At 44.0% G+C, this 20,312-nt stretch carries 13 protein-coding genes and 1 pseudogene; all 14 read right to left on the bottom strand.

Annotated elements, in window-relative coordinates; all coding sequences use genetic code 11:
- Window positions 1-271: pseudogene (locus AC1DPK_RS25780) on the bottom strand (IS3 family transposase); the annotation flags it as partial.
- 698 nt (window positions 272-969) lie between these two features.
- Complete coding sequence (locus AC1DPK_RS25775) at window positions 970-2,109, bottom strand: glycoside hydrolase family 88 protein (protein WP_477512068.1); 1,140 nt, start codon at window positions 2,107-2,109, stop codon at window positions 970-972.
- 47 nt (window positions 2,110-2,156) lie between these two features.
- The gene (locus AC1DPK_RS25770; RefSeq protein ID WP_477512067.1) at window positions 2,157-4,106 is read right to left on the bottom strand and encodes a heparinase II/III family protein; all 1,950 of its coding nucleotides are present in this window, start codon (window positions 4,104-4,106) and stop codon (window positions 2,157-2,159) included.
- A gap of 126 nt (window positions 4,107-4,232) precedes the next feature.
- Complete coding sequence (locus AC1DPK_RS25765; RefSeq protein ID WP_477512066.1) at window positions 4,233-5,855, bottom strand: extracellular solute-binding protein; 1,623 nt, start codon at window positions 5,853-5,855, stop codon at window positions 4,233-4,235.
- Between the two features lie 57 nt (window positions 5,856-5,912).
- The gene (locus tag AC1DPK_RS25760) at window positions 5,913-6,773 is read right to left on the bottom strand and encodes a carbohydrate ABC transporter permease (RefSeq protein WP_477512065.1); all 861 of its coding nucleotides are present in this window, start codon (window positions 6,771-6,773) and stop codon (window positions 5,913-5,915) included.
- 10 nt (window positions 6,774-6,783) lie between these two features.
- Window positions 6,784-7,704 (bottom strand): ABC transporter permease, encoded by a 921-nt coding sequence (locus tag AC1DPK_RS25755; protein WP_477512064.1) that lies wholly within the window; start codon window positions 7,702-7,704, stop codon window positions 6,784-6,786.
- A gap of 287 nt (window positions 7,705-7,991) precedes the next feature.
- Window positions 7,992-10,133, bottom strand: a complete 2,142-nt coding sequence (locus tag AC1DPK_RS25750; protein ID WP_477512063.1) for a helix-turn-helix domain-containing protein — start codon at window positions 10,131-10,133, stop codon at window positions 7,992-7,994.
- 603 nt (window positions 10,134-10,736) lie between these two features.
- Window positions 10,737-12,368, bottom strand: a complete 1,632-nt coding sequence (locus AC1DPK_RS25745; RefSeq protein ID WP_477512062.1) for an S-layer homology domain-containing protein — start codon at window positions 12,366-12,368, stop codon at window positions 10,737-10,739.
- A gap of 63 nt (window positions 12,369-12,431) precedes the next feature.
- Window positions 12,432-15,407: a LamG-like jellyroll fold domain-containing protein gene (locus tag AC1DPK_RS25740; protein ID WP_477512061.1), complete on the bottom strand. Its 2,976-nt coding sequence runs from the start codon at window positions 15,405-15,407 to the stop codon at window positions 12,432-12,434.
- A 392-nt stretch (window positions 15,408-15,799) separates the two neighbouring features.
- Window positions 15,800-16,672 carry a DeoR/GlpR family DNA-binding transcription regulator gene (locus tag AC1DPK_RS25735; protein WP_477512060.1) on the bottom strand — a complete coding sequence of 291 codons (873 nt, stop codon included), beginning with the start codon at window positions 16,670-16,672 and terminating at the stop codon, window positions 15,800-15,802.
- A 48-nt stretch (window positions 16,673-16,720) separates the two neighbouring features.
- Window positions 16,721-17,524, bottom strand: a complete 804-nt coding sequence (locus AC1DPK_RS25730) for a PhnE/PtxC family ABC transporter permease (protein ID WP_477512059.1) — start codon at window positions 17,522-17,524, stop codon at window positions 16,721-16,723.
- Between the two features lies 1 nt (window position 17,525).
- Window positions 17,526-18,311 (bottom strand): PhnE/PtxC family ABC transporter permease, encoded by a 786-nt coding sequence (locus AC1DPK_RS25725; protein WP_441884619.1) that lies wholly within the window; start codon window positions 18,309-18,311, stop codon window positions 17,526-17,528.
- Window positions 18,301-19,089, bottom strand: a complete 789-nt coding sequence (gene phnC, locus AC1DPK_RS25720) for a phosphonate ABC transporter ATP-binding protein (RefSeq protein ID WP_477512058.1) — start codon at window positions 19,087-19,089, stop codon at window positions 18,301-18,303. Before phnC ends, AC1DPK_RS25725 begins: the two co-directional genes overlap by 11 nt.
- A 69-nt stretch (window positions 19,090-19,158) precedes the next feature.
- Window positions 19,159-20,223 carry a PhnD/SsuA/transferrin family substrate-binding protein gene (locus tag AC1DPK_RS25715; protein WP_441884539.1) on the bottom strand — a complete coding sequence of 355 codons (1,065 nt, stop codon included), beginning with the start codon at window positions 20,221-20,223 and terminating at the stop codon, window positions 19,159-19,161.
- Window positions 20,224-20,312 lie beyond the last annotated feature (89 nt).

The following is a 20,312-nucleotide window of genomic DNA, read 5'->3' as shown; positions in this document are numbered from 1 at the left end:
CATCTATTTGTTGCTTTAAGAACCGATTCTCCGCCTTTATTTGCTCCAGTTCCGAGGTAAACTCAGGTCCTTTACCATAGCTGTATTGTTTGCCTACAGGTTGCTCCAAGCGGTTTAATTCGCCCTTGCGGTACCATCGCATCCAGGTTTCCAATTGCGTCTTATTTCGAATGCTCAGCTGCTCCATGACCTCTTTCACTGGAACTCCTGTTATTCTCAATTCAATAGCTTTCATTTTTGTTTCCACTGGGTAACTTACTCTTGTTGCCAACGTAAAAACACCTCCAAGGTTGTCTCCATATCTTACGACATGGTTGCATTTTCTTGAAGGTGTTTTAATTTGTCTCACGCTAAGGGGTCAGTCCCCTCGAACCCTAATTTCAACTTGGTTTTTTTTGTTAGGGGAGTTTTGAGTGAGAATTAATTTTTCTGCATAAACAAATTGGAAATAACCGTAGTACAAAATAGCAATTGGTATGGTTATGATACACAGGACTATAGCCAAAGCACGAAAAGTTCTTTTTCGTTCTTCTTTTCTATCTACCATTTAATGCACCATCCCACCGTCATTAAGATATTGTTTATCTTCGTATGCTGAAAAAGGAGTACACAAGCAAAACATCTCCAAAGAAGATTGCCATCAAAAACGCTCTCCATAAATATTTTAAAAACACCGTTAAAGCACCTGTCTCCTTATTTCTGCATTTACTTCATTTAGAAGGCTGCTAGGACATTATATTTCATTTACTTTAATCCAAAAAGTGTAACTTTCAGGTGTTCTATTTCATGTTTTCGACTTGGTCATTTCCACGCTAAACTGCCCATTAGTTTAACAACTTCAGCAGGCAAAAGAAAAAACCTCCCCGCAGCACCCTGCAGAGAGGTTCTCCCAAATAAAATATCTTCTAATTGCACTTACCCTTAAGTATCTCCACCGCTATGATATGCTCGTTGGTACTCATCGTTTTACTACCACAAGAACAACTCGTTCCCTTTTAGCTTGAAAACAGCTTCCATGAAATAATAGTCGCCATAAATGATTGAAATATGAATGTCTTGATGATGATACGCTGCTGAACCATTGATCAACAGATGATCGGAATCCGTCGTCCAGTCGCAGCGAGAAACGTCCAGCGTTTTCAACAGCTTCAGTGCGGCATTCAGATAGACTTCCTTCTCATACTCGCCAACCGCTTTGGCGATTTCGATCAGTCCGCAAGCCGCGATCGCCGCTGCCGTGGAATCTTCGTAAGCGGGCTCGTTCGGTTGACGGAAATCGATCGGAATAATGCCGTTATCCGGAATATTCGCCATAAAATAATGCGCCACGCGTTTGGCTGCCTGCAAATACTCCTGCTTCCCTGTATGCTTATAACTGATCATAAAGCCGTACAAAGCCCACGTCTGCCCACGCGTCCACGACGAGCCTTCCTCGAATCCTTGACCGCCATAAGTTCGGACAACGCTTCCCTTGAATGGGTCGAACTCCACGATATGATTCACGGAACCGTCCGGCCTAATAAAAGCATCGAGAGCGGTGTCCGCATGCTTCATCGCGATTTGCGCATATCGCGGATCTTTGGTCTCTTCGCTCGCCCAATACAGAAGAGGAAGATTCATCATGCAATCCACGATCGCCCACCCTCTCGTATCTTCGCTGGTTGTATCATCGTTCCAAGCGCGGATAAACCCGCCCACCAAGTTTAATCGTCCGGCAAGCAAGTTGGCGGCATGCAGCGCCCTCTTGCGGGATTCCAGATTACCGGTAACTTTATAATTGGCCACACTCGTAGGCAGCCACATAAAACCGACATCATGATGCAGACCGTAGAATTGATGGAGACTAGCATCCAAAGCATCTTCCGTGAAATTGGCGATTTCCTTGTACTTCTGAGCCCCGGTTTCATGGTACATAAGCCACATCATGCCGCCCCAGAACCCATTCGTCCACCAGTTGATATCTTTCTTGATCTGGTTATCGTGCTCACCGTTACTTGTGGTATATGGAATTTTGCTGCTTGATCTTTCACTTACTGCGCCCATTTTGGCTGTTATTTTGGAAATAACATTTTCAACCCAAATTTGATCGTCAGTCTGTAGGTTCAACATCTTTTCACTCCTATTCATATCTTTCTAAGGGTTTCGCCTTTTCAAGCCTATTTGGATATTTGCATATCTCTTTCGTGTATCGAAACAAAGTATCGCTCTCCAAGCTCGAAGTTAAATACACCATCCGCTGTTTCAACAATCTGAACAGCAGGCTGCTGCCCCCCTTGGAAAGGAATAAGCACCGTCAAGAAAGTAACTGTACCGCTGAATCTATCTTGGAAGCGTACCCTTGTCGAAGGCCTTGAGAGATCGGTCTCATCAGACAACCTTCCTTGTAGAAAATCCAATTCCCCTATATGGCTTGTTGCAATCACCAGATTCGCAATTTCGCTCGTCGCAATCACGCCGCCCAGTTTCTCCTTCACCTCGACAAAATCCAGATGGAAATAGCGCTGAACGCTATGGTTATTCAGCCCTTCTACAAGGTCCGCAATAAGAACGAACCGATTATCGACTAGTGAAATATGCCTGTGATGAATCACCGGTTCGTAGTTTGTATGGCAGGCGCTGGCGAGCCGGTAGAAACCTCTATCCTCCACATTGTAGATTCCGCCGGGTTTTTGCGGTCCGTATTGAAAGGGGCGAATATACTCAAAATGATCTCGCTCATCGATTAGCAGCGTAGAGTGATAATTTGAACTCTTGAACTGTTTGCGGTCCTCATCATCTCGATAACAAAAAAATCCGGGATCACAAATCATGTCTTTTCCGAGCGCAGTAAAATCAAAGCTCATCAAATCAATGTGGGCATGGGCATTTTGAACAGGGCTTTTACATGTAAACAAAAAACTGAGAGCCTTTGAATCCCAGCCACTGCGGATAATCGCTTGATGCAACGTTCGATTCCAAAACGTCGTCGGTTTATCCAATACAAACTGTCTGCCCTGCAGGGAATACAGCTCTTCCACGAATTTGCTGACATCGAGCGCCCTCCATACATGCTTGCTTGCTTCCCGTACCACCTCGTTCACATCGATCAAATTCGTTGCAAGTCCGAGCCAGGATACATCCTCCAAAGCAAAATACCCATAGACGCCGGACATTACAGCAAGGGGATTCGCATAGGAATCGCCGACAGGTACACATTTCCCGGTTGGTCTTAACGAGTAGATCGAGTAATCCAAATTTTTTCTAAACCGCTCCATGTACGCTGGTGAGAACTGAAAATGGAAACGTTTAGCCAGAACCACAGCCAGCCCGAACCAGAACATGCAGCCATTATGATAAGATGGGCAACCCTCGATTTGACCGCCGTCCTCCGTCAGCTGCGCTATGCTGCACTTTTCGATGCCATCGATCGCAAAAGCCTTCCATTCTTCCGCTTCTTTCAGCTCGGGAAAATAAAGGGCCGTCGTCAGAAGACCCAAACACTCCATTAAATAATGATTATGATCCGCTTTAGGCCACAGCTGAGGCGACACGTTGCGCAGAGCTTTTATTTGCTTGTAAATGACCGTTAAATACTGCTCCAACACTGCTTCCGTAAACAGCTCCGAATGACCTAGATGCTCCAGGATAAGCGGCCAAATTTTGTAGGCTCGAATACCAATCTCCAAAACCCTCAGCGGATGGCATTCCGTAAAATAGTCAATCGGCTTATCGAGTAAGTCCTCGGGAATAGTGACGAACTCGATCCAGTCCATCATTTCGTCGATGACCTTAACACCGTACTTTACATCCTTAGTGAGAGAATAGGCTTCCAGCAAGTCCTGCCAATGAGTCATGCGATTCAGCTGCCATAAATATTCATTATCATTATGTCTGCGCTCCAGCCAGTTAGGCGGGTGCCCTACAAACTCCCTGACTCCCCCCGTACCGGGAAGCATGATCATCCCTCGATAAGCGAGTTCTGCATTCGCGATCGTCTCGCGCACATGATCAGGCATATGGGCTGCTATATAGGCGGCTTTATCTTCCATCGGCTCTAGCCGCGAACGCAAGTTAGCTAGCAGGTCTGTTGTACTTATCGGCTCAATCAACAATGATTGCAGATTCATTTTTTCATCTCCATCATATAATTTTTGTTTCGTTACGATGTTCTCGATCACATTTTCGATAACGTTTACAATCCAGAAGGAATACTCCCTCCGAAATCATCACGACTCCGGAGGGAGGGGTTCCAACTATTTCATGTAACGGTCATATGCACCTTGTTCCAGTTCAAGCAGTTGCTTGATGCCTAAATCTTCCAACTCCTTAATATACTTGCTGAATGTCTCATCGTTGATCGGTTCTACGCCGAGCACCCATCTCTGCAGCTTTTCCTCGACGTAGGTCAATACGCCCGCGTTTAGCTCCTCAAATTTGGTCCGTTCCTCATCCGTATACGAGATCGGCGGGTAGGCCTGCATAATATAACCATTGTCAATGTATTCCTTGATGCCTTTCAACGCAGTCGCGTTTGTCCATTGTTCTTCGTAAGCATAGTCTTGATGGAAGGCCAGCTCGATCTGAGCTCCCTCTTCCTGAAGCTGTTGAATAACTGTCTTTTCTTTATTTTTCAATACGGAGTCTTTAAACTTCGGCTTGCCGTCCACGAGGTCATAGTCCTTTCCTTCGATGCCAAAGTTCATCAGTCTCCGACCCTCCTCGGAGAACCAAAAATCCATATATTTGATCGCTTCGACGGGATGCTTGGTACTCGCTGAGATTCCCCATCCGCTCGCATGCGTCCCTTTACGGGAACTCTCTTCGACGACTTTGCCCGCGGTATTCACTGGGGGCGTCATCGGAACAAAGGAGAAGCTAGGAATCTTAGACGCAAGAATATCATTGAAATTAGCCGTGCTGGCGAACCAATCGTGCGTCATGYCGCCGACATTGTCTCCGAGCAAAATGTCACGCGCTTTCGCTCCGCGGGTGAAAATTTCTTTATCAATTAAGCCTTCCTTGTACCACTTCGCAATATTTTCGATTGCCGTCTTATATCCTGGCTCATACATGCCGTACTTGACGACACCGTTGTCCGCGTAAAATCCACGTTTGGCTGCATCGGCCCCGCCCTGCACACCCCACTGGATCAGCAGGTCGTAAATTCCATCCAGCTTCGACCTGCTGAAATATGGAATTTCATCCTTTGCTCCGTTGCCGTTCGGATCCTTTTCTTTGAATGCTTTCAATAGTGCATACAGCTCATCTACCGTTTTCGGTTGCTCAAGTCCCAGTTTTTCCAGCCAATCCTGGCGTACAAACCAGCCCCTAGCAGCCGGTCCGTCCGGCGTAAAGTTAAGGAAATACGTTTTGCCGTTATTGGCTTTCATATATTTGGCTGCATCAGGATGTTCGGAAAAGAACTTTTTAATGTTCGGGGCATGTTCTTCAATCAGTCCATCTAACTCAAGAAAGGCTCCTTCAACCCCAAGGCTGTCGTACTGCTCCTTAATTTGATGATGAACCAAATCAGGAATTTTCCCGGAAGCCATCATTGTATTGAACAGTTCTTTACTGTTCGTCGAAGCTTTAGATGCCGTTCCTTTCAACTTAATATTGGTCATCGCTGCCGCTTCTTTGAAGATGGGCCAGTTATCGTCGAAAATAAACTTATCTGAGTAGTGCATATGGATCGTCAGCTCAAGCGGGTCTTTTGCGATCAGTTGCCCGGATAGCTGCTTTGTATCCGCTTCTTTTGAATTATTCGCAGGACTTCCACTATTTTGCGGCACATTATTGTTGCTACAGCCCGCTAGCAGCATACCGACTGTTACCATGATTAATGCAGATGCTTTTATCCTTTTTTTGTTACCCATATTTATGACCTCCCAATATTGGTTTCTTGATTTCATAATAAAAGATTGAAGCAGCCACTAGCCTTTGACGGAGCCGATCATGGTGCCTTTGACAAAATATTTCTGAATGAAGGGATAGGCTGCAACAATCGGAATAATGGAGACGATGATCGTTGCATAAATAATTGTTTCCTTTGAATATACCGCCATATTGCCCATCTCGTCGCTCACGTTCATCTCTACGATGAGTTTCTTTAGCAGGACTTGCAGCGGTACCTTGTTCTCGTCTCTCAGCAGGATCATCGTCCAGAAATAACCGTTCCAACGGTGCACCGCATAGAACAATCCGATCGTCACAAGCGAAGCTTTGGACAGCGGCAAATACACTTGCCATAAGATCGTAAGATCATTTGCACCATCAACCTTAGCCGCCTCCTCGAGTTCCTCCGGAATGGTCTGGAAGAACGTTCTCATGAGGAAGACATAGAAAGTCGTAATCGCGAAACCGATAATAATCGTAAATCTACTGTCGAGCATGTTCAAATCTCGAAAATTAAGATAGGTCGGAATCATGCCGGGTTGGAACCACATCGTCAGCGCGATAAAGAAGCTGATGGCCGTACGCCCCATAACCCGTTTCTTGGATAAGGCATAGGCACCACAAATGGTGAGAATTAAATTGACGATTACACCGAATATGGTGTAATAAAACGTGTTTAAATAGGCAATCCAAATTCCCTTTTCCGATAGTACCTTTGCATAGGAGTCAAAGTTAATATCGTGCGGCAGCAAGATCACCTTGCCTGTAACGACCGATTGGGAGGAGCTTAAGGATGCAGATAAGACATAGACAAACGGGTACAACGCAAGCAAAGCGATAATTCCAAGAAATACACAATTAAAAATATAAAACAGCTTTTCGCCTCTGGTTTTTTTCATCTTCCATCACCTACCATAATCCAGTCTCCGTTAACTTCTTGCTCATCTTGTTGGCAAATACGACGAGAATAAATCCAACGACGGCATTGAACAGTCCCACCGCTGTCGCCAGGTCGTAACGTGCATCCTGAAGACCAGACCGGTACACGTAGGTGTTAATAACGTCGGCCGCCTCATAGGTGGCCGGCTGATATAGAAGAATGATCGCTTCATATCCAACTTCCAGCATGGAACCCACCTTCATGACAAGCATGATTGCGATCGTCGGAATGATTGCGGGAAGCGTGATATGCCATGTTTGCTTCCATCTATTAGCTCCATCGATAACCGCTGCTTCGTACAAGGCAGGATTGACACCAGACAAAGCGGCTAAATAGATGATAGTACCAAATCCCGCTTCCTTCCAAATATCCATGGACCCGATAAAAATCGTACGGAAATAATCGGGATTGGTCAGAAAGTATTGCTTTTCGCCCCCTACCATCTCAATGAGGATATTGATAATACCGTTGCTAGGAGCCAAAAAGTTGGTAACAATCCCAGCTACGACAACGACCGAAATAAAATGGGGCAAATACGTAAAAGTCTGCACCGTTGCTTTGAAAATCCCGCTCTTCAATTCGTTTAGTAACAAAGCGAGGATAATCGGTACAGGAAATGCGAACAGCAATTGATAAAAACTGAGCAACACGGTGTTTTTTAATAGCCGCCAAAAATACGGACTTTTAAAAAACGTCTCGAAATGTTCAAACCCAACCCAAGGACTCGCTTCGATTCCTTTATATACACTGAAATCCTTAAAGGCGATTTGCAAGCCATACATCGGCTTATACGCAAAAATGATATACCAAGCCAGGAACGGTATCAGGAGCAGATAAAGATAACTGTCCCTGATCAGGTTGGCTTTTATTTGTTTAAAGTTAAGCAGCACGCATCCTCTTCTCCTCTCGCAATGATGTTTAGCTGATTTCCTTAGGAGCGCTCCCATTTGAAAGGTCAGCGTTGCAATTCAAACTATAGATACGAATGAAAGCGCTGTCTATCGCCATTATTTCATCTAGCATCAACTTTTTATGTCGTAGTCCATAATGTGCATTATTTCATGTATCAACAATTTCCCTTCATTGAGGAAAGTGTCAGTCGAACATACAAAAGCCGCCTGGCACTTAGGCTAGGCGGCTTTTTATGAATCAACGATTCTCATTGTATGAAGCCTTACTACTTCTCGCTAAGCTTCTTTGCGTACTGGCCGGGAGCTAAACCTTCATACTTGCGGAACATTCGAATAAACGTGTTCGTATTGTTGCAACCGACCATCAGTGCCAAATCGCCAATCTTAATATCTTTCTGCTGGCGCATCATTTCTTTCGCTTGCTGCACGCGATAAAAATTTAAATAATCTTTAAAATTTTCGCCGGAATGATTTTTGAACGCGATGCTGACGTAACCAGGAGAGAAGTTAAACTCCTCCGCTATCATGCTAAGCGATAAATCCTTGTTGTAGTTGTCATGTATATATTCGATCATACGTTGGACCGTGCTATTATCCATCATCTCATTCTGCTGATCAATCGTATCAATCATGGCGATAAACAGGGTCGTGATGGCCGAAACCATTCGTTCCTTCGATTCGCCGTTCTGAACGATGTCCAAAGATTCTTTGTGTGCTCGAACAAACTCTTCGAAGGACATGTTCAGTTGCTGGATAATTCGACTCAGAGTAGCTAATACAAGCAAACAGAACTGGTCGAGCTGCTGCGGCGTTAACTGTCTTTGCTCCAAATTTTCCGATAGAAGGAGGTTTAGTGTATGTAATGCATTTGCCCGCTTGCCCCGAATCACATAGCTGATCAGCTCTCGCTCCGTATCGATAGGATAATAATAGCTGACCATCTGAACTTGACTGAGCTGTTTATAAGTAATGACGGAAGTCTTATCAACTGCCGATTTCCTCTTCAGGGTATCAAGCGCCTGGATAAAGGAGCGGTCAATTTCGCCAGCAGAGGCTACGGGCCTACCAACAGCTGCAGTCAATCCGTACGCATGTGCGTCCTCGATTTGAGCCATCGCTTTCATGAGCTTCTTCTGAATGGATTCCGTATCTGAATCCTTGATTATGAAGACAAATTTGGTGAAATCGTGATCAAGCAGCTCGCAAGGGAAATGGACTTTCATTTGTTCATGAATGATCAAGGAAGTCTTTGATTTTATCGTAAGAATTGCGTCTTTCGAATATTGCTCCTCCAATTCTTTATCGTTCGAGAATGAAACTACGCAAACACTTAAAGCGGTAGATAGGCTTTGCAGTTGATGTGTATTTAGCAGATCATCCACCTTGTCAGGAGGAACGAGTCCATAGAGCAAATCCCGCAGGAACTTGTCTCTCATTGAAAGCCTGTGCTCATGCAACGCGGTTTTCATCTGTTCATTAGCCTTACTTATACTCGTCACCGTCTCATTCAGGAAGGCGAATTCGTCTGCTCCCGTAGGTTCCCCGTAGCTTTTGAACAATCCGACGAGATGACCGACAGGTCGGTACATGCGCTTGGAAACCATATAGGCGAATGCTAGTCCCACAAAGATAAGAATGGCTAATAAAAGCACAGCCCCTTTCAAATTCGGTGAAAAGGAATCTACCAACGAGTAGTTCTGTGTAACATACATATACGTCCATTGTGGCATCGTTTTTGAGCGAATCAAATGAAAATCAAATTCATCATTGGATAGCTTCGTATAATCCCCGGTTGCCTGTTCATCAAGTTCTCGCAGTGGATAGGCAAGCAATTGCTTCCCCCGTTTATCGTCAAAGCTTGATTTGAGCGTAACGTATCGACCATTCTCAATAATGGCAAAAGCTTCTTGCATATCAGGTGATAGGGACGGTAGCAGTAATTGTTCAAAAAATGAGACAACAAAAAATAATGAATTTCCTATTCCTACCCGTTCCGGATTAACGATTATTATCGATGCGTTTTCATCGCTCTTCGAAATTATATTTTTGCTGCTCGATAGTGTTATGGTTGGACTCGTGCTGTCTGTTCCTAAGTGTGCAAGATCCTCATTCGTCATTCCCATATCTTCCATATAGCGTCTTCTATCCGATGAAATTTGTGGCGTAATGACCAAATCGTCGTTAGTCTTCATTAGATCGATGCTATAGCCGAATTCAGAGAATGCGTCTATATGATTTTGCAGTGCATAAGAAGTTTGTGTGATCTCATAGTAATTACGATCTTTTTCAGCGAATTTAACAACATGCTCATTTAATCTCAATTGCGCGATTAAGTTGAAAGAAACGCCGAGTTTGGTGTCAATATTGTCGCGAGATTGCATGAGGAAATTTTGCTGGTTTTGACTCAATTCCGATCGCACTCTTTGGCTGTCCTTAAAGAAAGACAGGCAGACCGCAATCATAGTGTAAGCGAATACAATAATAAGATAAGCGATAAGTAGTTTTGTAAAAAAAGACTTTCTAAGCAATTTTATCTCCCCTTGGCAATTCCTTCTGAGCTGAAAATAACCTAATAAGAAAGCAAATATCCTCATTGGTTACTCGTATACGCTTACATTCTTCGAAAATATCATAACTTACACTATATATGAATGTGAAAATACCGTCTATCACCAAAACTCACAAAGCGGTTCTAACCCACAGCTGCTTTTTATAATTGAGTCATTCTATATGACCTATTGTCTAATTGTAGAGAAAATAATTGTACTCATCCATGTATATTCATATGAGTTACATGTATAATCGTACTGAAATTAATGAGCTTTAAAGTTACATGTAGAATGAGATCATATAGGAAAAGAAATATTTTTATGAATTTAGCAGTATTGTTCACGACCCTAGCCTTCTCTTTCACCGTATCTCAGAAAGAGAATCTAGAGTCGGATATAAAGTCTGAATGTTATAAATATCCTAGATTTAACTAGGGTCCCATATAGCCACTGGTTTATTTCTTATTGAACAATCCGCTCGATCAGCACCGAAATCACTTTTGCTATTTCTGCTCTAGTCAACTTGCCTTTAGCATCAAATTGATTGCCTGGTCTGCCACTAATGATTCCATAACGCTGCAATTGTTGAATGGCAGGCAAAGCCCATCCTGAGATGAATTGTTCATCTGCAAAAGGAAGTACTGCATCTGCTTCAGTAACCGATATGGCTGCATAGTTCATGAAATTTGCGATCATTTGGGCCATTTCTTCTCTTGTAACATCTTTATCCGGAGCGAACTTGCCATTTCCTATTCCGTTTACAATCCTATTATCACTTGCAAAAGCAATAAAAGGAGCATAATACTTGTCAGCATCCACATCATCGAAAGTTGTCTTAGAGGCAGCCATAGCCACGCCACTAAGCCTGCCTAGCACTGTTGCCAGCATGCCTCTGGTCATTGTGCCGTTTGGTGCAAAAACACTACTCGAGACCCCTTGAAAAAGCTCCCTCGCTGCCACAAAATCCACGCTGTATGTTGCCCAATGCTTCCTCATATCTGCAAAAACCTTCGAGTTGTATGCAATAACAAATGTGGAAGCCTGCCGAGTCAAAAATACAACCTTACCGTCATTCGCCATAGCTTGAGCAACAATCACTTTTTGTCCCTCATTCATTCGATAGACGATGATTCGCTCATTAGATTCATTCATTTTCACCTCATAAGGAACACTTACTTTAATATTGCTGCTAAAATTCGTTACTTTCTTACCGTCAACGATAATTACAACCGTTCTTGCCGGCTTTCCATCAACTGGTGCTTCATGCTCGATTCTGATTGTGATGTTTTCACCACCTAATTCCGCAATGGTTTCGCCGTTTATTTCTAGATCGCCGATAGACGTTTGAATGACTAACTTCTTACCGCTTTGGGCGATAAGCTTTGCGGATTCACCGCTAATAATGGCTTCGACGCTTTTTGCAGTCTTAGGTGCAGTGATGGTGAACGTTACGTTCTTATATTGACTTTCTCTTATATTACCCCTCACAAACTCGTCCTCTACCTGTACACTTACATGCCCATTCGATTCTTGAATTGGGGTTGGACTTGGATTCGCGGATGGACTCGATTCCGGCTTCGGTGTCGGTTGCAGCGGAGAAACGATCTCAAAGCCTCCCGTCTTGCTTGTCATAACTGCCGATGTATTCAAATCCTTATACGCCTTTAAATCAATTACGGCAAACTCCGAAACCCCTGCTTCTCCAATAGCCTTGAACGTCAAACTCATCACGACCACCGTATCATTTGTCTTAAATCCGTCGGAGTTGACGGCAGCCACTTTTACCGTTCCTCTTGCGGAATCCACATGGTACTCGTACAGCCAATCGGCAACATCCTTCCCTTTCTTAACCACTCTTCCCGACAATTCAAGGGCTGTGTGATCGTAATTCAATTGAAATTCAAACGTCTTTAGCCCTTTCGATCGGTGAATTACGATGTCCACGGTCGCGCTTTTTCCAGGCGAGGCTTGTGCGGACTTCACTTCCAACTCCGGATTAACTGTTGGCGACGAAATGGCATAACTAACATTTTGAAGCAAGAACGAGAGGATGAGCAAACAGCCTATCACTTTCCACAAATGCCTTATTTTCATAGGAATCGTCCTTTCTTGATTAAGGGGGAAGGCGTTCTGTCGCCTTCCCCGCTCGATAGTTTATTATTTAATATTCGGTCCGGCTAGCTTGYCCGCAATGATCTGCAATAGTGCTAGAACATCGAGCGTATCAACCTCCTTATCGCCATTCACATCCGCAGCCGCATATTGAGCTGCATTCTCTTTACTTGGACCAATAACAATTAGTTTAAGAATTCCCGTCGCATCCATTACATCAATTTTGTTGTCTCCATTAACGTCGCCAAGCATCATATTTGTAATGGTAATCGCTGCATTCTTCGATCCGATCCGCGCATATGCCGTCTCGCCTGTGGCGTTCATCGTTATCGCCTGCAAAAGCTCGAACGAAATCGCTGTCGTTTCATCCTTTGCAATATCCGCTTTGGCGCGGAATACCAGGTTGGCAACCACCGTTGGCTCGTCCGTACCAAGTGCAGCATCAGATACACTTGCGAAGCTGACTGTACCAGGTGTTGCTGTATTGGTAGCGTTTGTTTCCTTAAACTTCGTTAACTCAAATGATTCTAGTGTCAGCAGTTCTTCATCATAACGAATGACGCCTTCAAGACCAACGAGATCAGATGCCTGCTCTACGTTAACAGGTACCTTGAAAATACTACCCTTCGTAACGGATTGATCCACGGCACTCAGTTGCATCCCATTCTCGCCGGGATTCGGTTCATCGTCCGGATACAAATTAAGATCCATAGCGAATTGGTTTTTGTCGCGGAACAGTTTGTCATTTTTGACGGAATACCAATTCACATTCACATTGTTGCTGCCTTCCTTGAACGTCATCAGCATAAGCATGCCTAAGTCTCGCGGCTGCATGAATTGGGCATCCACCAGCATTTGCTGGACTGAATTTCCATGTTCGCCGATATCCTCTCTCACAACAAGATCCGGATAGCCAATATGCCCCGAAAGTACCAGCACAATGTTTTCGTGTTTGCTTACGAATTCATTCCACATATCATCGCCGTTATTTGCGTCATTGATATAAGCGGTCGGGTAATCGATATGGCGGGTGCTAATAAGCTCTCCGTTGTGATACACATAATTATGAGTTTCGACGATAATTCGTTTATCTGGGTTTTCAGTCGCGATTTGATTCGCCCATGCCAATACGTCATCGTTTGGAGCAAACTCCATCGCAATGACCATATACTCCACGCCGCCTATATCGAAGTAATGGTACGTATTCTCCATTTTGCCTTCTTGAAAAGCTCCTCCGAAGGTGGATAACTTGGAATATTTGCTGTACGGAAAGTAATTGTTGTAATTCGTGTAATTGCGGGTCAAATTCGTTTTATTCAAAATCACGTCGTGATTGCCTGGTGGCGCCACATAAGGTACTATGCCATCCAAATACGAATACGCTTCAGATGCGACCGCCCATTCTGCTGTGCTCGATGCCGTATCTACGATATCGCCCACGCCTATCGCCAGCTTGATATTCATATCGTCAGCATGATCCTTGATCCATTTCATATATTTCTTCATCTCTTCAGGATGCAATCTCGTCATATACTGGGTGTCAGGAATAACAGCGATCGTATAATCACCTTCTGCAAATTCGGGCTCTAGCCAATTAGTCGATTCATTATCGTAGATGATTCCATCGTTCTTATTGGCGGAGACATCCGGATACACGCCATTAGCGGCTTGATTGAGCTTCCAGTTCCCCATCAATCCCGCTTCATTTCCTTGCAATGAAACCTTATAATTCGTTTTTATCTCTTCGTCCGTTCGGATAGTGGACCATACACGAACATCGGCGATTTGACCATTGAATGTCATCAGCGGCTTGCCGTCTGTGCCATATCCTCTAAAATCCGAACCGATCTTCAGCTCGCGTGCGGTCCTGTCGTTCGGAATCTTCGCCTTCAAAACCTCCTCTTCTAGTTTTTCTCCATTGATATAAGTACTCGCTGTATTGTTCTTGTCATCCAATACCATAGCTACATGAACCCAATCGCCGACATTTACGTTAATATCCGAATAGTAATTGATTTCACTGCTTTTATCGGCTCTCCAGTACAATTTCGGATTGCCGTTGCTGCCAATCTCAAAGTTAAACCGGGAAACATCACTATAATATTGATCTTCGTAATTCCCCAAAACTACTCCAACTGGTTGATCCTTCGGTGTATTGGCCGGTACATTTACCCAAGCTTCAACCGTACGAGGGGCATCCGATAAACGTTCCTCAGTCATTAATTCCAATTGTCCATTGGTAAAATCAGTGCCAGTTCCTTCAAATTCGCTTATGTAAGGCGTTTCGATCTCATAAGCTTTTTTGAAGCCAAGCGCTGTACCGTTAATTTTACCAGCTTTATCGACTACCATATTCGTAAGAGGCACAGAGCTGTCCAGTGACCAAGCATGCATTAAGCCTTCTTCACTGCCCTTGATTTCTATATTGACATTATCTTTAATCTCATCCAACGTACGGACATCACTCCACAATCTAACCTCTGCGACCTCCGCTCTAATGTGCATGGAATTCCTTGTGTCCTTTCCGATGCTGTGTACGTACTGAGGAGTGACCTGTGCAGCCAAATCCAGATTTTCAAAGGTGGCAATAACAGCTCCATCTTGGATAACGGTTACTCTCTTATTCACAACGTCTCTGGTCACCGCCAGATGCGTCCATTTCCCCGTCGCAATATTTGCGCCTTGGGTCGATTTATCGATCAGCTTTGAATTGGATAGTTCATAATAACGGAATTGGTTGTCGGCTTTGAGTTCAAGGTTAAATTGAGTGCCTGCATTCGCGTTGTAATTCCCGAACAAAACCTGACGCTGATTGGGGTTAACTGCAAATTTAGCGCGCATCTCAAAGGTGGACGGTACATTGCTCAGCTTCTCATTAAGTTCTACAGCGTTGCTTTTCGCCGCATTAAAGACCAATCCGTAAGGGTCGCCAGACTCCTCAGCTTGTACCGGAGTCATGAAGCCTTGCATAACCATCATGACGGCTAACGTCAATGTAATGAATAACCTTCTTTTTTTCACAATTATCGCCCTTTCTGCCATTTGATTAAAAAGATAAAATTAATACCGATCCGCATCCTGAGGTAAGGTTATCTTCTGCTTGCTTTATCGAATTGACCATTGCCTTATACGTAACCCATCCTCTCAAATCAGTTTGTCATTCCCCATCGCCCGAATCGAAGCATACTGTTGAACTACAGCAAGGTAAATTTAAGCACCTATGGTTCATGCTTTTTAAAGTATATAGAAATAATGCATTTTAAAGCAATATATTTTGCTGTTTTTAACAGTAACTTAATACTTTATGCAGTATATTAATTTTAAAAATGCAAATTATATAAAAAAAAGCCCTTCCCACTGTTAAAGTGGGAAAGGCTGCCTTGGCGATTCCTGTTCTGTCCGTCCATTACCGGTTAACTCTGTTTGTAAACGACTTTCATTCCTGAATGTTTATACTTTTTCACAATATCTTCATTAATTGAAGAGTCCGTAATAATCATATCAATCTGATCCAGCGGACAAACATTCAAATAAGAAACCTTCTCGAATTTGCTGGAATCGGCCGCAACATTAATCTGCCTGGCACTTCCTATCATCGCCTTAATAATATCGATTTCATGAATACGGAAATCAGTTAAACCTTTGTTAACCGAAATCGCATTAATCGAAATAAATACCTGGTCAATATTGTATCCGGCGATATCCTCTTCACACTTCTTCCCATATAACGCGTATTCTTGTTGGTCCAAAATGCCGCCTGGCACAATGACAGTGAAGCTCGCCTTGTTGGAGAATTGTTCGATAATACGCAATCCGTTCGATATAATCGTCAGCCTTTCGAAATTTTCGGAGAGCTTCTTGGCGATCTCCAAAGTTGTCGTCCCCGCATTTAAAGCAATGGCTTGGCCTTCGGATACATATTCGCATACCAACTGAGCGAGCTCTATCTTTTTCTCTTTGTTTCTATTCTCTCTATAAAAAAATACACTCTGGTCTCCGTGATCGTCAGCTGGAATAGCGCCTCCATGGACGCGCTTAAGCAGCTTCTTCGATTCCATATTTTCCAAATCCCGTCTGACTGTATCAATCGAAACATTGAGAACATGGACTAGATCGGTTACTTTAACAGAATCGTTTTGCTTTAATATTTCTTGTATTTTTTTGTAGCGCTCTTCTTGGAGCATGAATCCACCCGCTTCCGACAATCTGACAATTGTACAATCAATTGCAACATCAATAGTATACATTTGATAATGCCAGTTCTCAAGTGGTTGGTTCTTTGACAATCCTATTTTTTGCTTTATTTTGCGTGATAAATAAAAAAAGCCGAATCGTTACACATTCATCTTCAATTTCTTCTTGATTATTCTCGCCACAATTTCCAGAATAATAGCGAATGCCAAAATCATGTACGTAATCAGTCCGATTTCCCGTACATCGAAATAATAATTGCTGGCCATAAACATATCATAGCCGATGCCTCCAGCGCCTGCCGCAGCGCCCATCGCTAACGCAACTGCGAAGTTGATCTCGAAGCGCATAAACGTCCAAGAGATCAGATACGAGATTGAAGAGGGAAGGACAGCCTGAAACACAATCTGCCACCAATTAGCTCCGCTGGCTTTCATCGCTTCAATAACACCATCCTCCATTTCTTCGAAAGACTCGGAATACGCTTTAACCAAGTAACTCACGGAGTGGAACGTCATGCCTATAACAGCGGCCACACTCCCAAGCCCTGCCGCTACAGCAAAAATAAGTACCCATAATACCGTGGGAACCGCTCTTATGAAGGCAACGATGCTTCTGATGAGCAGCGATACTGCCGGACTCGATAGATTACGCGCAGCAAGTAAGCCAAGAAATAGAGCAATTACCCCGCCAAACAGCGTCGTTAAAAAAGCAAGCCCTAGCGTGATGACCACTTGCTTCAGCGCCTCGGCTAAAGTGAAATGCTTTGCCCTTGCTTCTAGGAACATGGTGCCGAGCGTATCGCCCGTGCCTTTCACTGCCTCCAAGAGATTTAGATCCTTGTAGTCAAACGTGAAAAACCCGAATAACGAAAGCGCTGCTAGCGTCATTAAAGTTAGTCGAATTACGAATGAAGCTTTATTAAAGGGCTTAACTATGCGATTCATGTTACATAATCACTCTCCTCACATAGCTTGATACAGACTCGATAATCATGATGGCAATGACGATGACGACTACGACTAAGGAGGCGGCACCGTAGTTCAAGCTTTTGTAATACAGATTGAATAAAAATCCAATGCCTGTCCCAGTTAGAATACCAATTAAAGTCGCTTGTCTAATATTCGTTTCGATCGTGAACAAGATCCAGCTCAGCAACTGAGGAATACTCGATGGAATGACAGACTGTGCAATGATAGCCAGATAACTCGCACCTGTAGCCCTTAACGCTTCTACGGAGCTGTTGCTGACTTCATCAATAGACTCCATGAAAGCCCTTGTAAGAAAACCGAATGAGCCGAAAAACAAAGCCAAATAACCCGTCAGCACGTTCATCCCGAAGGAGAACAGCAATATCATCGACCAAGCTGCTACGTCGATATTACGGAATATTGTCGCAATCCAGCGGCTTGCCAGGCTGAATACCCCGTTTATACCTGTCGTCTGCGAGCCTAGGACTGCGAAAGCCAGTGCAAATACCGATGCCGTGGTCGTTGCCGCGATGGAAACCAATAGCGTCTCTATGAGCTTTTCCAGTATATCCGGCAGTTTCATCATCGATTTCTCATCCGGATAAAAGTTGCTGACCGCCCATTGCACCGCTTTAGGAATAGAAGTAAATCCCTTTATCACATCATACTCCGTAATTATTATCGCCAGCATCGTAGCGCCAAGCATCAGTGCGCAGAACAACAGGGTGTTCAGTCTTTTTCGCAGAAAAAAGTTATCCCGCATTAAGGCCACCGTTCGAATCAAGCAACACATCCAGCTCCGAGCCATATATGTGATGAAGACGCTCCTTCGTCAATCCCTCTGGAGTACCATCGTATACGACCGTTCCTTTGTTGACTCCAATGATGCGATCCGAATATTTCAGTGCTACATCGACTTGGTGCAAATTGACGACGACAGTAATTCCCATAGTGGAGCAAATATTGCGAAGATGCTCCATAATGACTTTGGAAGCATTCGGATCCAATGATGCGATCGGCTCATCGCATAAGAGCATCTTCGGATCCTGTATCAGTGCCCGCGCAATGCCTACGCGTTGCTTCTGGCCGCCGCTTAACTGATCACAGCGTTTATAGACTTGCYCCTCCAAGCCCAGGATCTGCAGAACACCGTACGCCTTCACCTTCTCCTCCTCAGTATAAATACCGAGCACGCCAGCCAAGGTAGACTTATACCCAAGCCTTCCATGTAGAACATTCTCGAACACACTCAACCGGTTAACCAGATTGTAATGCTGAAAAATCATTCCGATTCGAGTCCTTAGCCTCTTCAGCTCTTTCTTATTTATTGCTAACACATTCTTGTTATCGAATAGGATCTCCCCGCTGCTTGCTTCAATCATTCGATTAATGCAGCGAAGGAGAGTCGATTTGCCCGCCCCTGATGGTCCGATGACAGAAACGAACTCCCCTTCATTCACAGCGAAGTTAACATTCGATAACGCCTTTGTATCCGAGCCGTATTGTTTCGATACATGCTTGAATTCCAATAACGTTGTCATGAGTAACTCCTTTTCTCTTTCCCAGTTGTTTTAAAAATGGCCGTATGACGCGATGCCGAATAAAATTTCTTATTTAGCCATTTCGCGAACCGGGTTGAAGAAAGCGTCGTCCACCGGTACAAATTTCTCTTTACCCGATTTTTTCTTAAAGATGCTCGTTCCTTCGCCATCTTTCGGAAGGAAAATTTTCTCGTTATTCGTTACAGCGTCAGATGTGAATATTTCCAATAATTTCTGTTGGTCCTCTTCACTAAGTGTGTTTTTGTTAACTGCAAAAGGCTGGTTTAGAACAGGCGTAACAGAGATTAAAGTGAACTCTTTGTTCGCTAGTGTATTGAACGGTTCTTCCGCACCTTCTTTCACTTTGTATACTGCACCTGGTTTATTCGCATCGCCGGATACAAGCTCTACATAGTTCTCCACGCAAGTATCGCAGAATGCTGCAATGTCGGCTTTGCCGGACAAGAGGTTGACTGCCGCTCCTTGGTGCGATCCGCCAAATAAAACCTCACTGAACAATTTGTCGTCTCCGCCTTGCAGAAGATCTTCAGTCGTCAACGTCTTGTACTTGTCCATTTTGCTGAAGTAGCTGATAATGCCTGCCGATGGAACCTTGAATCCGGATGTAGAGGAATTCGATACGAATGAAAATTTCTTGCCTTCCATTTTATCGAGAGCGAAATCGCTGCCATTCATGTATTCAGATTCTTCGCCTTTGTTAACTGCGAGCCAGCTGTAATAAACAGCATCATCGAGCGTTCCGGACTCACCGCTTTGCACAAATAAAGACTGAACCTGATCGTTCTTTGCGTTAGCATCAATGTAGCCTTGCGCTCCCATGTAACCAATATCCGCGTTGCCGTTTGCGATGGCTTCAATCGCGATAATATAGTCGGTCGTCGTTTGGTGTTCTACTTTTTTGCCTGTTGCTTCTTCAATAATTTTCGAAAACTCGTCGCGTGCGTCTTTCAACTCGGCTCCCGATTCATTCGGATACCAGACCATCGTAATGGTGTCTTTCGATTTCGCCGGTTTCGAACTGCTGCTGCCATTCTCCGCTGAGTTATTGCTTCCGCATGCCGCAAGAACAGTAATTAGTACAAAAGTAAGAACGATCGATAATGCCTTTTTCATCATCTAACACTCCTTTGTTTTTTGTATATCGAATGCTTATATCAAGCGTAGCCGGCTGTTCTTTGCGTAATGGAAGTACAAGCCAAACA

It is taken from the genome of Paenibacillus sp. 01T424 (assembly GCF_056398745.1).
Note: the sequence above shows the minus strand (reverse complement) of the source record. Positions and strands in the feature narration are given on the sequence as shown.

Bases quoted from the DNA above. Each gene is read 5' to 3' on its own strand.
- AC1DPK_RS25745 (WP_477512062.1), bottom strand. From the start codon at position 12,368: ATGAAAATAAGGCATTTGTGGAAAGTGATAGGCTGTTTGCTCATCCTC.
- AC1DPK_RS25775 (WP_477512068.1), bottom strand. From the start codon at position 2,109: ATGTTGAACCTACAGACTGACGATCAAATTTGGGTTGAAAATGTTATT.
- AC1DPK_RS25770 (WP_477512067.1), bottom strand. From the start codon at position 4,106: ATGAATCTGCAATCATTGTTGATTGAGCCGATAAGTACAACAGACCTG.
- AC1DPK_RS25730 (WP_477512059.1), bottom strand. From the start codon at position 17,524: ATGAATCGCATAGTTAAGCCCTTTAATAAAGCTTCATTCGTAATTCGA.
- AC1DPK_RS25715 (WP_441884539.1), bottom strand. From the start codon at position 20,223: ATGAAAAAGGCATTATCGATCGTTCTTACTTTTGTACTAATTACTGTT.
- AC1DPK_RS25760 (WP_477512065.1), bottom strand. From the start codon at position 6,773: ATGAAAAAAACCAGAGGCGAAAAGCTGTTTTATATTTTTAATTGTGTA.
- AC1DPK_RS25725 (WP_441884619.1), bottom strand. From the start codon at position 18,311: ATGCGGGATAACTTTTTTCTGCGAAAAAGACTGAACACCCTGTTGTTC.